14 protein-coding genes are annotated in these 14,617 nt (G+C 60.5%); 3 read left to right on the forward strand and 11 right to left on the reverse strand.

What is annotated here, in order from left to right:
• Nucleotides 1–13 precede the first annotated feature (13 nt).
• Genes BUA36_RS01465 through BUA36_RS01480 form a run of 4 tightly spaced genes read right to left on the reverse strand, consistent with a single transcriptional unit; the run spans nt 14 to nt 3,123 of the window.
• Complete coding sequence (locus tag BUA36_RS01465; RefSeq protein ID WP_072780762.1) at nt 14–505, reverse strand: Hcp family type VI secretion system effector; 492 nt, start codon at nt 503–505, stop codon at nt 14–16.
• A gap of 25 nt (nt 506–530) precedes the next feature.
• Nucleotides 531–2,018, reverse strand: coding sequence for a type VI secretion system contractile sheath large subunit (gene tssC, locus BUA36_RS01470; protein ID WP_072780763.1), 1,488 nt, complete (start codon nt 2,016–2,018; stop codon nt 531–533).
• A 1-nt stretch (nt 2,019) separates the two neighbouring features.
• On the reverse strand, nt 2,020–2,514 hold the full coding sequence (gene tssB / locus BUA36_RS01475; RefSeq protein WP_072780765.1) for a type VI secretion system contractile sheath small subunit: 495 nt from the start codon (nt 2,512–2,514) through the stop codon (nt 2,020–2,022).
• 9 nt (nt 2,515–2,523) lie between these two features.
• Nucleotides 2,524–3,123 (reverse strand): tetratricopeptide repeat protein, encoded by a 600-nt coding sequence (locus tag BUA36_RS01480; RefSeq protein WP_084559939.1) that lies wholly within the window; start codon nt 3,121–3,123, stop codon nt 2,524–2,526.
• Nucleotides 3,124–3,304: 181 nt separating this feature from the next.
• Here BUA36_RS01480 and tssK point away from each other — a divergent pair, with 181 nt between their 5' ends.
• Together tssK and icmH are read left to right on the forward strand one after the other, a co-directional pair.
• On the forward strand, nt 3,305–4,636 hold the full coding sequence (tssK, locus tag BUA36_RS01485) for a type VI secretion system baseplate subunit TssK (protein WP_072780768.1): 1,332 nt from the start codon (nt 3,305–3,307) through the stop codon (nt 4,634–4,636).
• The gene (icmH, locus tag BUA36_RS01490) at nt 4,633–5,415 is read left to right on the forward strand and encodes a type IVB secretion system protein IcmH/DotU (protein ID WP_072780769.1); all 783 of its coding nucleotides are present in this window, start codon (nt 4,633–4,635) and stop codon (nt 5,413–5,415) included. Before tssK ends, icmH begins: the two co-directional genes overlap by 4 nt.
• Here icmH and BUA36_RS01495 read toward each other — a convergent pair whose 3' ends face one another.
• The 4 genes from BUA36_RS01495 to BUA36_RS01510 all read right to left on the reverse strand — a co-directional run bounded on the left by BUA36_RS01495 (nt 5,416) and on the right by BUA36_RS01510 (nt 11,524).
• Nucleotides 5,416–6,165, reverse strand: coding sequence for an OmpA family protein (locus BUA36_RS01495; protein ID WP_072780771.1), 750 nt, complete (start codon nt 6,163–6,165; stop codon nt 5,416–5,418).
• A 10-nt stretch (nt 6,166–6,175) separates the two neighbouring features.
• Nucleotides 6,176–7,123: a type VI secretion system-associated protein TagF gene (gene tagF, locus BUA36_RS01500; protein ID WP_072780773.1), complete on the reverse strand. Its 948-nt coding sequence runs from the start codon at nt 7,121–7,123 to the stop codon at nt 6,176–6,178.
• The gene (gene tssM, locus BUA36_RS01505; protein ID WP_072780775.1) at nt 7,120–10,668 is read right to left on the reverse strand and encodes a type VI secretion system membrane subunit TssM; all 3,549 of its coding nucleotides are present in this window, start codon (nt 10,666–10,668) and stop codon (nt 7,120–7,122) included. Before tssM ends, tagF begins: the two co-directional genes overlap by 4 nt.
• A gap of 100 nt (nt 10,669–10,768) precedes the next feature.
• The gene (locus BUA36_RS01510) at nt 10,769–11,524 is read right to left on the reverse strand and encodes a M15 family metallopeptidase (RefSeq protein WP_072780777.1); all 756 of its coding nucleotides are present in this window, start codon (nt 11,522–11,524) and stop codon (nt 10,769–10,771) included.
• Nucleotides 11,525–11,548: 24 nt separating this feature from the next.
• On the opposite strand from BUA36_RS01510, the gene BUA36_RS01515 reads away from it, so the two are divergent.
• Complete coding sequence (locus BUA36_RS01515) at nt 11,549–12,295, forward strand: hypothetical protein (protein ID WP_229255586.1); 747 nt, start codon at nt 11,549–11,551, stop codon at nt 12,293–12,295.
• Here the strand turns inward: BUA36_RS01515 and BUA36_RS01520 are convergent, their stop codons facing one another.
• The 3 genes from BUA36_RS01520 to BUA36_RS01530 all read right to left on the reverse strand — a co-directional run bounded on the left by BUA36_RS01520 (nt 12,296) and on the right by BUA36_RS01530 (nt 14,482).
• Nucleotides 12,296–13,000 carry a glutathione S-transferase N-terminal domain-containing protein gene (locus BUA36_RS01520; protein ID WP_072780778.1) on the reverse strand — a complete coding sequence of 235 codons (705 nt, stop codon included), beginning with the start codon at nt 12,998–13,000 and terminating at the stop codon, nt 12,296–12,298.
• Between the two features lie 69 nt (nt 13,001–13,069).
• On the reverse strand, nt 13,070–13,933 hold the full coding sequence (locus BUA36_RS01525) for a substrate-binding periplasmic protein (RefSeq protein WP_072780780.1): 864 nt from the start codon (nt 13,931–13,933) through the stop codon (nt 13,070–13,072).
• Nucleotides 13,934–13,942: 9 nt separating this feature from the next.
• On the reverse strand, nt 13,943–14,482 hold the full coding sequence (locus BUA36_RS01530) for an STM3941 family protein (protein ID WP_072780781.1): 540 nt from the start codon (nt 14,480–14,482) through the stop codon (nt 13,943–13,945).
• Nucleotides 14,483–14,617 lie beyond the last annotated feature (135 nt).

The following is a 14,617-nucleotide window of genomic DNA, read 5'->3' on the forward strand; positions in this document are numbered from 1 at the left end:
GCGCTGGGGAAGTTCAGACGATGCGATTGCTGGCCAGGTCCCAGCCGCCGGACGTGTTGCCGCCAGCGCCGCCGCTGATTTTTTGCTGCGTGTACTTCCACTTGATCTTGGAGAATTTGAACGCGACGTCTTCGGTCAGGATGTCGCCCTCCTCGACCGCTGGCGATACAGCGCCAATCAGCACGTTCTCAATTTCGATTTCGTAGTACTTCACACGTTCGCCCTGTGCGTCCGCGCGCATGAACTCGAACTTGGCTTTGGGGATGGTGCGGCCGGCCGAGCAGGTTTGCAGCAGCACCGGCGACGACAGGTCGGTCAGCTTGGAGATGACGATGTCGCGGTGTTCGCAGCGTTCCGCCGTATGGCCGCCACTGGTGGAGGCGGTGGCGGACTTTGGCTGTTCCACGCCGAAGCTGACCGATTTGCACTCGATCCAGTCCTTGTGACGATCATCGCTGGATTCGCCCTTGATGCCGTCAATGTACAGATAAACGTCGATTGCCATTGCATGCTCCTCTGATTTGTTGGGTTTAGTGGTTGGTCGATTGCGGCAACTCCGCGACCAAACGGAGTGAAACGGAGAGCTCGTCCAGCTGGAAGTGCGGACGCAGGAAGGACACGGCACGGAACACGCCCGGCCGGCCAGCGACTTCCTGCACCTGCACCGATGCCTCGCGCAGCGGAAACTGGGCTTTCTGCTCCTGGCTGGCGTTGTCGTCCAACAGCACGTATTTCATGAGCCAGCGATTGAGGAAGTCTTCGACGTTGGAGGCGGAAGCAAAGCTGCCCACTTTGTCGCGCATCATCGCCTTCATGTAGTGAGCGATGCGCGACACCGCAAAGATGTACTGCAATTGCGACGACAGCACGGCGTTGGCGTTTGCCGCGTCCGAGCTGTATTTGCGCGCCTTTTGCGCGGACTGTGCGCCAAAGAAGGCTGCATAGGCTGTGTTCTTGCAGTGCACCAGCGAGATGAAACCGAGATCGCTGAGTTCCTTCTCCCGGCGGTCGGTGATGGCAACTTCGGTCGGGCATTTGAGTGCGATTTCGCCCTCGCCGGTTTTGAAGGTATGCGTCGGCAGGTCATCCACCAGGCCACCGCCTTCGACGCCGCGTATCGCCGCGCACCAGCCGTAGTCCTCGAAGGCCTTGGTCAGCTTGGCGCCGAAAGCGTAGGTCGCGTTACACCACAGGTATTTCTGATGGTCGGTCCCATCCACTTCCTCGACAAAGTTAAAGCCTTCCACCGTCGTGCCATCGACGGGATTGAATGGCAGGCGGCCAAGAAAGCGTGGCAGCGTCAGGCCCACATAGCGTGAGTCCTCGGATTCGCGGAAGGCCTTCCATTTGGCATATTCCACGGTGTCGAATACCTTGGACAGATCGCGCGGCCTGGCCAGGTCGCCATAACTTTCAAGGCCAAACAGTTCCGGGGCAGCGGCGGTAATGAACGGCGCGTGCGACGCTGCCGCCACATGCGACATCTGCTCGATAAAGTACATATCCTCCGGCTGGCGCGAGATTTCAAAGTCGCCCAGCAGCGCTGCATATGGCGCACCGCCGAAGGTGCCGAATTCTTCTTCATAGACTTTCTTGAACATGACGCTCTGGTCGAAGTCCAGTGCCGACTGAAAGTCCTTCACCAGTTCACGCTTGGTCGCGTTGAGCATGCGGATTTTCAGACCGGGGCCGGTGGCTGAACTCCTGACCAGATAATGCAAGCCGGTCCAGCTCTGCTCCAGCTTTTGAAAGGATGGTGCATGCATGATGGCGCTGAGCTGGCCGGAAATCAGCTGATCCAGCTCGGCGATGCGCGCGTCCAGCGTCGCCGACAGGTTGTTAGAGACAGTGACCGTTCCCGCCATCACCTGCGTGACCAGCTCCGTGATGATGTCCCTGGCCCGCTCATGCTCCACGCTGGACTTGGCGACCTTGCTTTGCTCGACGATCTGGTCCAGCAGATCGGCGCTTTCCGTGGCGGCTGCAGCGGCTTGTACCTGATTCAGTTGTGCGGACATATCAGCCTCCCTTCTTCAAGCTGGCCAGCTTGTCGGTATTACCCAGTACTTCGTTGAGGATGTCTTCCAGCTTGTCATTGCCGGCGATCTTGTTGCGAAGGTCGGCCAGTTTGCCGCGCGCCTCCAGCAACTGCGCCAGCGGTTCGACCTGCCGTACAATCGACTCGGGGCGAAAGTCAGCCATGCTTTTAAACCGCAGTTCGACGTTAAAGCTGCTGTCGTCATCCTTGAGCTGATTCGGCACCTGGAACCGTGCGACGGGTTCGACGCCGCTCAGCACCTCGTCGAAATTGTCGCTGTCGATGCTGACGAACTTGCGGTCCTTGAGGCGCTTCTTCTCGACCTCCGAATTGCCGCCAAAGTCGCCGACCACGCCCACCACAAACGGCAGTTCCTTGTTCTCCATCGCGTCGCCAATCTCGACGTCGTAGGTCATCTGCACGCGCGGCGGACGAAGCCTGCCCAGACGCTTTTGAATGCTGTCACCGTTAGCCATACAAGCTCCTTATTTCAGTCCACCAAAGGGATCGCTGCTGTTAGATTGATTGCCGGTTTTTGGCGTCACGCCGGAAGCGGGAGCCGTGCTTTTCTTCGCAGGCGTTTGCGGCGCCGGCTTGCGCGCGGCGGAATTCGCCCCCGGCACCAGCACATCCTCACCAAGGCTGGTACGCAGCAGCTTGGCCAGGTCCTGCGCTTCGGAGCGCAAGGAGCCATTGAGATTGTTTTGCTGACTCAGGTCTGCCAACGCTTTGGTCGACAGACGCAAACCGCTCACCGCGACGATGCTGTGGCCAAGCTTGTCGTTGGGGTCGCGCAGCAAGGCCTCCTGCGCGTTGATGATGGCTTCACCGTAGCTGGCGCGGTCGAACTTCATTTGCGCCATGTGCAGCCATGGTGTCTTGTCGGATGGGTAGCTGGCCGCAGCAGCTTTCAGTATGGTCTGCGCCTTGTCGGTATGGCCGCCACTGAGCGCAGTGTCGGCCTCCGCCAGCGCGCGGTCCAGCGTGGCGGGCTGCGGCTTGTCGACGCGGATGGCAGCACCGTCTGTCGCGCAAGCCGATAGCAATAACAGGCTGACGATGTACGGCAAACTCTGGGTTCTCATCGCTTTCTCCTTTTGCATAAGCGGGCAGGAAGATGGTCATTATTCAGGAATGCCGTGAGGAACAATTGCGCTTACGCAAGTACTGGTTGGTTTCCTTTTTGCTTGCGCAGACGCAAATATTCAGCCTGAAGGTTTCGCTCTAATGGACGGATCGTCTGCACGATCAACCATGGGAGACAGCATGAGCATTCCATCCAAAGTCTTGTGGGGAGAGGGCCTGTTTTTGCGGCCGCAGCACTTCCAGCAGCAGGATCAGTACCACGAAGCGCGCCTGCGCCATACGGTGCAAACGCTGCATCCCTGTCTGTGGGGTGTACGTGAAATCGCCTGGGATAACGATGCACTCAGGGCGGGAAAACTGCGGCTGGAGACGCTGTCGCTGATCTTCCGCGATGGCGAAATCATCGATGCGCCGTCCAGCGTTCCTCTGCCCGAACCAGTCGATTTGGCGCGCATTCCGGCCAATGTCATGGAAGTCAGCTGGTACGCGGCGCTGCCGTTGCTGGTGGCAGGCGCCAGCAACGCGGATGCCCAAGGTGGGCGCTATCGGCAGGCCAGCCGGAACATGGCCGACCTGTACACGCAAGCCGTCAGCACGGAGGTCAGTTTCCTCAACAGCGCAGTGAGGCTGCTGTCGGACCTGGAACCGCTGGGCGCATTTGAATGCGTGCCGGTGATACGGTTGCGGCGTACAGTCACGGGCGGCTTTGAAGCAGATCCCGCATTCATTCCTCCCGCCCTCTCGATCGATAGCGCACCGGCGCTCAAGGCCGTGCTGGACCGGCTGCTGGATGCGCTGCAGGCCAAGGTGCAGTCGCTGCAAGGCCATATGCGTGAACCCAGCCGCAATGTGATTGAGTTCCGTTCGGGTGACGTGTCGTCGTTCTGGCTGCTGCACACTGTGAGCACGTCCGCGGCAACGCTGCTGCACTATGCCCGCAATCCAGAACTGCATCCAGAGCGTCTGTTTGAAGCGCTGCTGTCACTGGCAGGCGCCATGATGACTTACTCCAAACAGTATGCGTTGATCGACCTGCCCAGCTACCGCCACGAAGACCCCGCCACCTGCTTCTACGCGCTGAGCGACATCATTCGCGACTTGCTGGATACCGTAATCTCCACCAAATACTTCGCCATCGCGCTCAGCGAAGACAAACCGAGCTACCACTTCGGCAAGCTTGATTCGGGAAAGATCGACCAGCGCACGACGCTGTATCTCGCGGTGAGCGCCGCGCTTCCCGCACTGGAACTGGTGGAAGTCGTTCCGCTGCGCGTCAAGGTTGGCGCACCGGACGACGTCGAGAAATGCGTACTCTCGGCCATGCCCGGTGTCAAACTCACGCACGCGCCGCAGGTCCCGGCGGCGATACCGATCCAGCCCGACACCTATTACTTCGCATTGGAGGGCAAAGGCATGCTGTACGAGCAAATGCTCAAGGCACAGTCGATTTCGATTTACGTACCTGCCGGCATACGCGACTTGCGTCTCAGCCTGATCGCGGTGACAGCATGACGCGGCCAGTCGAACGCCGTGCGATTCCTACGCTGATGGGCGGTCAGCGCAAACAGGTGCAGCCAGGCTACGGCCATGTAAGCACGATGGTTGATCTGCTGCAGGAAGGCTTCTATCTGCTGTTCATGCTCAGGAACGGCAGTGAGCCGCCATCAGAAAGCGCGCTCCTCGACACCATCACAGCGTACCTGGCGGACTTCGATGGCGAGGCGCGCAAGCTGCGCGCAGGCGGCCAGGATATCGACGACGCCAAGTACGCATTTTGCGCGGCGCTGGATGAAATCATCCTGTCGTCGCAATTCTCCATGCGCTTTGCGTGGGAGCGCAGGCCGCTGCAACTGGTGATCTTTGGCGATCAACTCGCAGGCGAGCATTTCTTTGATCGCCTGGAAGCGCTACGCAGCGCAGGCAGCAACAGACTCGCAGCGCTGCAGGTGTTCCATATGTGTTTGCTGATCGGCTTCCGTGGCAAGTACACGCTGGATGCGAGCGACAAGCTGGCTTACCTGACCGCGCGTCTGGGCGAAGAGATCGCACACATGCAAGGCAAAAGCAAAGGCTTTGCGCCACAGGCGGAACGGCCGGACCAGATCGTGCACAAGCTGCGTTCCAATACGCCGCTGTGGGCGATGGCCGCCGTGTTTGGGGCGATAGGATTGAGCGTCTATATCGCGCTGGATGCATCGCTGTCCAGCAGCACGCAAACCACGCTGGCGGCATATTCAGACCTGGTGAAGCTGGCGCCACGTCCAGCTTACGTGACCATCACTTTACCCTAGCTACTGCGCTACGCGGAATTCAATCCGCCGGTTGCGCGCACGGCCTTCCGCGCTGGTGTTGTCCGCCACGGGGCGATCTGGCCCCTGGCCTGACACCAGCACCATCTCCGGACTGATGCCCCGTCCAGACAAATAGGTCCTCACCGCTTCCGCGCGCGCCTGGCTGAGCGCAAGGTTGCTGTCCCGCAGGCCGACGTTGTCCGTATGACCGATAACCTCCACCCTCTTGCCTTTGACTTTTTGCATCGCCAATGCCATCTCGTCAAGTATGGTTTTCCCGGATGAAGTCAGTGTCGCCCTGCCGCTCTCGAATTCGATGATGCGCCGGGCCAGCGTCGTATCCAGCAGATTCTGCTCGGCCGCGCTAACACGCAGGCCATTGTTCACTGTGTAGCTGGGATTGAGCACGGTGGCGATGTCGCTGGCGATCTGCTGCCGCTGCACCTCGTTTGCCACCTCGCCGCGCAGCGTAACGTTGGTGCCATCGATTTTCAATTCCCCCTTGCTGACCAGTTTGAGGTTGGGACTAATCAGCTTTTGCACATAAGCGTTCCAGTTTGGCGGTAACGATACCTGTGCGATGGTCAGCTGGTCCACCACGCGGTCTGCGCCATACAGCGCCCGCAACTGCGCCAGCACGCCCGCCTTGCTGGCTTCATCCGGCACGGCGCCGGTGGCGACAATCTGGCCGGGTGTTTGCGCGGCGGCGACGGATGTCAGCAGCGTCAGTAACGTCAAGATCTTGAGCATGAAACACCTCTCAAAAAAAGGTTTCGTGGAACAGCGCCTGCGCAGAGCGCAGCGATAACTGGCCCTGCTCCAGGTACGCCGACAGCTTTTGTACCTGTGCGTTACCCATCGCCTCATCGACCCAGCCGGTGTCATTCAGATTGATTTGATGTTCGGTTGCGCTTTGCGGATCCATGATGGCGGCCAACACTTCCGGCGCAGCGCCACTAAAGCCGACAACCAGCGATGGCAGCTGGGTCAGAAACAGGCTGAGTTCATAATCCGCTTGCCGGAGAAACGGGACGATCAGGTCCAGCCAGAAAGCCGCGACCAGATAGCGTAGCTGCGGTGACGACGGCAACGGTAGTACCAGACTTTTTTCCAGCCGGCCTGCCGTGGCACGTTTTACCGGCTCCAGTAGTAATGCGATGGCCAGAATGACGCGGCGTACACAGACTCCTGGCAGTATGGCTTCCATCGCCGCGACGGTATAGCCATCAAGGAAATCGCCGAAAGACGGTTGATCGGCAGAGAGGACTTCAATCAGCGTTCCAGCAAGTGTATGTAGTGCAGCGGCAGGCTGCTGCGCTGCCAGCACTTCGCGCGTCAGTTCTTCCAGCGTATCCCACAACGGCGAAAATATCAGCGGACAGCGCGAAATGAAGAGGGAGGGATCGTCAACCTCGATAGCGCTCATGCCGAGAAATGGATAGCGCCGCTGGGAGCTGTCTGCACTGGCGACCAGATGCCCCGCTACGGCGCACCGGCTGCGCGTGCCGACGAAGGCGAAATGCAAGGGCCGCGTGGCATCGTAATTCAGCTTCCAGCGGGGATCGGTGCTCAACAGATTCATGACATCAGCCAGCCAGTCATCCAGCAGGCTGGCCAGCGCCAGGTTATCCACCGCTTTCACAAAATCGCTACGCGCAGCCAGTTTACCGAAATAGCCGATGCGGGCCATCTGCATGCCGCGCTTCATTGCGCACCTCCCATTTGCGCACCGGGCGATCCCACAACCACCTCGGGCAACTGCATGCCGCGATAGCCCTGTCCTTGTCCTTGCGCGCCGCCGCTTTCAGGACTGCTGACGATCTTGAGGCCCATCGCCACGGTAATCGCCCCGCTGGTCCAGCGCAGTTCAAACTCGCCGCTGTCGCGCCGCTGCTTCGCCGCCGAGTCGATCATGCGCTTGAGGCCAAACTGCCCTGCTTCATTGACGACATCCACATTGCGCCCATCCAGCATCGTCACCGTGATGCGTGCGCCGGGTATTCCCTGAGCACTGGGGTGCACCATACTGGCCCACTGGGCTGGCGTGTTGCGGTAACGGAGCTGCTGGCCGTCTATCTCCACCGTGTATTCCTGCGTTCCGGGTGCCGGCATGGGCTGGATCTGGAAAATGGTCTGCGCATTGGCGCTCGCCCCCATGGGCGCGATCCATGACGCAAAGCGCGCGATCGTCTGCGGTGACAAGGCAATGCCCATATCAGCCCAGGTGCGCGGCGCCAGCGCATCGCCGCGCCGCAGCACCAGCGGCCCCATTGCGCTATTGGCGAATTTGGCGATGGCGCCATCGGGGCCAAAGAACTGCGCGATCTCGGAATTGGCCGCTTCTATCCGCGCCGTCGGCGCGAATGGATATTTATCCGCCAGCGATTGCTGGAAAGGCCGATACACCTGCGCTGACCAGGTCTTGTTCAATTCCGCCTCCACCGAGGGAATCAGCACGGCAAACGTCTGCATCAGCGGCCGGACAAGAACAGGGCGCAGGCCCTGTTTCTGCGCATCGGTCATCCCGGCCAGCATCTGCTCATCGACATAGCGCAGTGCATCGCTTAGCTCGGAGCCATTGCCTTCCAATGTCTGCTGCATTAGCTGCCGTGCGCCAGGTCCGGCATCTCCCTGGTTTTTGAGCTGATTCAAACGGCTGCGCAGTTTGGACAGCGCATCCAGATAGCCGCGCATCAGTGACGGTTCTTTTGCGGCCAGCAGCCGGCCCAGGCCAGTAAGGTCCTGCCCAGCTGGCGCCTTGGCATCCAGCTGCACGGTGAACGATGCCGGCGTCTGTCGCAACAAGCTGTATTTGATCCAGTGGATCAAGCCTGTCTGCACCTGTGCAGCTACAACACCTTGGCTATCCCACGCGGTTTGCTCATGAATCGCCGTCAGCACGCGCGATATGGGCGAAGACTGCGGATCACCCAGCCGGTTCATGGCTGCGACAGCGGCATCGAGTCCGTTCAGATTGGCGACATTCACGCCTTGCAGGAACTTCTGCCACTCGCGTGCATAGTCAGCCTTGTAGAGTTCAGTCAGATTTTTCTGGATCTGTTCGGGGCTGCCTTCCAGCGTCAGATCATCACGCGCGGCAGTCTTTAGCACCCAGTCCACGCTTTGCAGCTCATGGTTGGCCGCTTCGCGGATCGCGTCCTTCACGAACTTCTCCCAGGCCTCGCGCGTGTACGCGCCCGGCACGGCATAGCTGCCCGTGACCAGCGCCTGATCCTGTTCACCAACCGCGCGCGCTACCGTCATCGCAGCGAAGCGCGTATTGGCACGGGTGCGGATTTCGACATACACGCGTTCACGCGCCGGCATGCCGCGCACCACGCGACGCAGGCTTTCACGCGCCTGGTCCACCAGTACCAGCCGTGGTTCGATACGCGGCCAGGCTGGGTCGGGAATCTGGCCGAGATAAAAACTCATCAACCGCTCCGCGCTGTGTATCATCAGCTCGCGCGGCATCGTTCCGCGATTGTTTTCCAGCCATGCGCGCCAGTGGCGTGGCAGCTGGTCGTTCAGGTGCGTCGCTTCAGCATGCGATTTATCGGCCAGCATCAGATAGCTCTTAAGCGCGTTATACGCCTCATCGACATTTTGCGAGCCAGGCTTGAATTCGGAGAGCAGCATCTCAAGATTCGCGACGACTGGCATCAGCATGACGTTCTTCACGCCAGCGAAGTACTCTTCCCGCAGTTTACGCTCCAGCAGTTCGCCCTGATAAAGCCCCATGCGCAGCGACCACGGACGCGCTGCGCGATATTTTTCAAGCTGCGCGATACGGTCCTGCATAATCTCCAGCGCTTCCAGCCGTGATTGCAGATCGATCCGCCTGGCCTGCAGTTTGGTGACCTTGTCGAGATCCGCCTGCACATTGCTAACCAACTGGCGGTTCGCCATGTACGACCAGCTCCATCCACCCAGCGATGCGCCCAGCAACAGCACAGCCGCAAAGAAGGCGGCGTACTTCAAGCGCAACCGGGTCTTGCTGGCATACTGCGAAACCAGGTCCTTGTCCGCAAAAATCACTTTGCGGAATAGCTGCAGCAGGAAGAAGCCCGCGTGCCCATCTCCCGCCGTCACCGGAGCATCCGGCGCAGTCAAGGAAAACCGCTTGGCCACGCGTTGCGCCTGTTCGCAGCGCGGCATGCCTTCCTGTAGCGCGCTGGTGAAATAAAAGCCGCGAAACACCGGTTTGAACTGGAACGGATTTTCTTCAAACAGCGTGACAAGAAACGCGCGCAACGGTGCGCGTATGGTCGAGAACTCCTGCGGGAAGGTGAACACACCCGGCTCGATACGTCCACGCCGCTGCTGGCCCATGTTCGCCAGGCTGAGTGCTTTCAAGCCATCGCACAGCTCATCGAAAGTGTGATCGAAGAATGCCATCACCTGCTGGCTGGTGGTCTTGTGCTGATACGGCATGGTCGCGCCCCACACGCGCTCACGCTCATTGCGGTCGGCCTGGGCGAAGAAGTCGCCGAAGCCCGCAATCAGGTCCGCCTTGGTGAAGACCACATACACTGGCGCGTAGACTTCCAGGCGTTCGATCAGATCCTGCACCCGCTTGCGCAGGCTACGGGCCAGCTGAATCCCAAGTTCGGGGTCATCGCCCCGCAGCTCGGCAATGCTCACCGCGATGATGATGCCGTTGATCGGCGCACGGCGGCGGTACTTTTTCAGCAGCCCCAGAAAACCAAACCACTCGGCGCGGTGTTCCTCCTGCACTGCGTAGCGGCCTGCGGTATCCAGCAGAATGCCCTCGGTCGTGAAGAACCAGTCGCAGTTGCGCGTACCGCCTACGCCTTGCAGCACTTTGCCGTCCGCGAAAGGAAACTGCAAACCAGAGTTGCCGACCGCCGTGCTCTTGCCCGCCGCCGGATTCCCGATCAGCATATACCACGGCAGTTCGTACAAGGCCTGCGCGCCGGAGACGATACCGAGCCGGGAGCCTTTGATGGTGTCGATCGCCTTCAGCAGATTATCGCGGATCGCTTTCACCTCCGCGACGGAAGCATCCACAATGGCTTCGCCCAGCCGGGCCGACTCGCGCCGTGCGCGCCAGCGGCGCCAGCCCCACACCGCGCCGGCCAGCGCCAGCATCAACGCCATCGCGGCCAGCGCCCATATCAGCGCCAGCTCCAGCACTTGGGCGCCGAGATAAAAGAACGCCGCCATCGCTAGCATGCCCAGCACAGTGAGGTGGCGGCTGTCAGTCAGAAAATCCCAGGTTCTGCGCAGCATAGAGAATGTCCGGCGAAGACCGCAACGCCCAGGTGACGGGCGGACCAGATCGATGTTGCCATCAATAAAGCCGGGAATTCTTGCGCAAGAACAATAGCGTTTAATGCTTGACGACACCTGCCACACGCAATTCGGTGTGGCCGAAATCCATCATTGTCCAGCGCCCGCCCCAATGCAGGCCGAGCGCTTCCGCTGTCTGGCCATAGAGCTGATAACCGCGCATCGCCCATGGATCTTTTTCCGATATCACCAGCCGGCCATCGCGTAAAAATCCACAGTCCGCCGCAAGGCCAAACTGGTGATAGCTCTGGAACGCTTTGGCGTTGGTCACGCCCGGACCTGCCGCCGCCAGCGTGTTTTGCCGCTCCGGGCTGCGATATCCCTCCAGTATCGCCATGTCATAACCATGGCGCTCTTTCATGATGTTGAAGACCACCAGCAGCCGCTGCGCGAACGCGGGATCGAGCTGCTGCCAGTTGCGGTTTGCGCTCTCCAGCATGGGGCGCAGCAACGTGACTTCGGCAGTGGAAAAGGCCACCGGCGGCAAGGGCGCGGGTGCACTGAGCTGCTCACCTTGCAGCAAGCCCGCAATGTGGTCATTGATGGCGCGGGTATCGCTGTCGTAACCCGACAGCGCGATGCGGCCACTGAGCAGCAGCGCCAGCAACGGCGGCACTGTCAACAACACCGCAGCCGCCAAGACAAACAGTGAGCGCCGGTGCAGCACGCGCCGCCCGATGCTGCGGCCAGCCACATCGATCGACTGCATCACCACCTCGCGCCCGCCGGGAAACAGCAACAGCCAGGCGCCCAGACACGTCAGCAGGAAGAACAGCAGCATGAAAAAGAGAAACATGGTGCGCTCCATCAAAACGGGCCTATGCCACAAACCAGACACTGCATCGTAGGCCGTTCGCAGCACCGCGACCCGGGCCAGATCAAATGCGAAGGGGATATTGTGGAGACGTCGAAATCAAAGCCCGTATTGCTGGAGGCAGTATCCCGGCCGACCGAGAGCAAGCGCATCCTGGCGCAACTGGAGCACGGCACACAAACACATCACACCGGCTGGACGGTGGATGGCTGGACCGTCGCCTTGTTTGTCTTGCTGCTGTCGATGTGCGGCGTGGCGTGGCTCATGCATGATGGGAGCGTGACGCCGCAGCGGAATAAACACAGTTACAGCACGCAGGTACGCGGCGTCACGCCAGCACTGGCGCCGGCCGATGGCGAACCGCAGCCCGAGCAGGCAGCCACCATCATCAACGTCGCCTCCACAGACACAAGCGACGTCCCAACAACGGCAGCCACACCAGCGCGTGCACCAGCAACGCCAGCAAAACCCGTTCAGCCAGTGGCGCGGGTAGCGGCGGTACCCCGTGCTGCCGCACAGCCGGCAGACAGCGACGTCACGCTGCTCACGGCGCTGGTGGCGCACGCCGGCAAACCGAGCAAGGTGACGCCTGAACGCAACCGCGACGTGGTCGAACGCCAGGACGGCGACACCACTGCGCAACTGCTGGCGCGCTGCAAACAGCTGGGGCTCATCGAAGGCATGCTATGCCGTTCGCGCATCTGCTCCGGCCGTTGGGAAGCGGATGCGGCCTGCCGCACGCCGAGCCGCTAATCAACCACGCTTGGGAATCTCCAGCCCTTTGGCCACAGCCGGCCGTGCCACAAACGCCGCCAGCACGCGCTGGACGTTGGTGAATTTGTCGAACTCCACCAGCTCCCCGGCGCCGTAGAAGCCAACCAGATTACGCACCCACGGGAAGATGGCGATATCGGCGATGGTGTATTCATCGCCCATGATCCACTGGCGGCCTGCCAGACGCTGCTCCAGCACCGCCAGCAAGCGGCGGGACTCGTTGATGTAGCGGTCACGCGGACGCTTGTCCTCATACTCCTTGCCGGCGAACTTGTGGAAGAAGCCAACCTGGCCAAACATCGGCCCGATCCCGCCCATCTGGAACATCACCCACTGGATGGTTTCGTAACGGCCGGCCGCGTCCTTCGGCAGCAACTGGCCAGTTTTCTCGGCGAGATACAGCAGGATCGCGCCCGACTCAAACAGCGGCAGCGGTTTGCCATCCGGGCCATTGGGGTCAATGATGGCGGGGATTTTGTTATTCGGATTCAGCGACAGGAATTCCGGCGACAGCTGGTCATTGGTGTCGAAGCTGACCAGGTGCGGCTCATACGCCAGGCCGGTTTCCTCCAGCGCGATGGAGATTTTCACACCATTCGGCGTCGGCAGCGAATACAGCTGGAGGCGTTCCGGATGCTGGGCCGGCCACTTGGCGGCGATAGGAAAGGCGGTCAAGTCAGACATGGTGAACCTACTCTTCAAGTCAAAGATGGACTGATTATCCACGAAGCCCGGCAATCCTGCTGAACAGCCCTATTTTTCGTTGGGGTGATACCAGAGCTCATGCCGTGCCAGCGGCGTGGCGGACGGCAGCAGCGGATTCTCCAGATTGAACACCCGGCGCCCCGGCAGCGCCGCGCGGCTGACTAGCTTGCCGTAGTAGGCCTCAAACAGCTGATCGTAACTGCCATCGGCCAGCATGCGTTTCATGCCGGACTCGATATCCGCCGCCAGCGCCACATTCGCCTTGTTGACGAAGTAGTAGAACGCGCTGGGATAGTGCAAGGCCAGGCCCGGCGCCACCACCAGGCCGTTGCGCGCGTGCTGCGCGGCTTCATCCCAGATCTCAAACGTCGCGCGCGGGAAGTAATCGACGCGGCCTGAAGCCAGCATCTGGAACATGCCGTTGTAGGCGGAGGCGGTCTGCACGCGGAAGCCGTTCGCGCGCAGGATGTCGGTATCTGGCCAGTCATGGCCTTGCAGCGCTTCGAGCGCGCGCAGATCGGCCACCCGCCGCAGCGTCTTGAAACGCGGCAGATCGTGCGCGCGTATCAGCAGCAGACGCCAGCCGATCAGGCCACGGTCCAGCGGTATGCGGATCGGCAGCAAATCCTTTTCGCGCTGCTGCGAAGTCATGGTCCACATCACATCGATGGTGCGGGCATGTTGCAGCTCCAGCAGCGCGCGGCTCTGGCGCATCAGCGGTCCCGCAGCCTGCAGCGCGTAATCGCCGGAGGAACGCGCCAGCGCCATGCGCAGCAGCCGCACCGGATAATGCTCGGCCTTGGGCTCCGGTCCATCGGAACGGGGAAAGCGCACCACCGTCGCCGCAGCGCGCACCGACGGCAAACTCATGGCCAGCAGGCCACCAAGCACGGAGCGTCTGAGGAGCTTCATGCGGTCAGCTCAGCGCGCATGCTCCAGGTACTGCTGATGATAGGCGATGCACAGTGCATGCAGTTCGTCGAAGCTGATTGCCAGCGCATTCGAGGCCAGCGCAATCGGACTGCCGACCAGCTTATAGTTCATGCGGTTGAAGACGCGCTTGATGGCGCCGCCAGACTCCACGTACTTTTGCGGATCACTCAAACGAACCACCAGGCTACGCTGCCGATTCACCGCAAACACCGCAAAGCCCTCGATCTCGGACCAGGGCACCAACCCGCCAGCGCCAAGCAGCAAACCGTCCCGGTTCAGCACCAGGCCAGGCTTCGTTGAAAACAACTTGCATAAGCCCACGACACCACACAGTCCGAAGAACACCATGGTCACGACACCAAGGCCGTGGACTAACACCGGACTATCGAGACGCCGATTTTGCTCGATCTCGGCAGCATCCAGCTGCAGTAGCCAATATCCCAGCCAAACAAATACCAGCGCGCCGACTACGGCGATCCAGATCTTGGTTTTACTGACCTCAATGACGCGCTCGCCAAGCTGTTGCATAACATTTCCACATCGTTAGTAGATACGCAATACTAACAGAAGATGCCCAAAAGAAAAAAGCCATCTGTGACCTTGCAACGAACTTAACGTTGCAAGCACACAGATGGCTTTAGAATTCTGGCTCCCCGACCTGGA

Source organism: Duganella sacchari (assembly GCF_900143065.1).
GTDB classification, from domain to species: Bacteria; Pseudomonadota; Gammaproteobacteria; order Burkholderiales; family Burkholderiaceae_D; genus Rugamonas; species Rugamonas sacchari.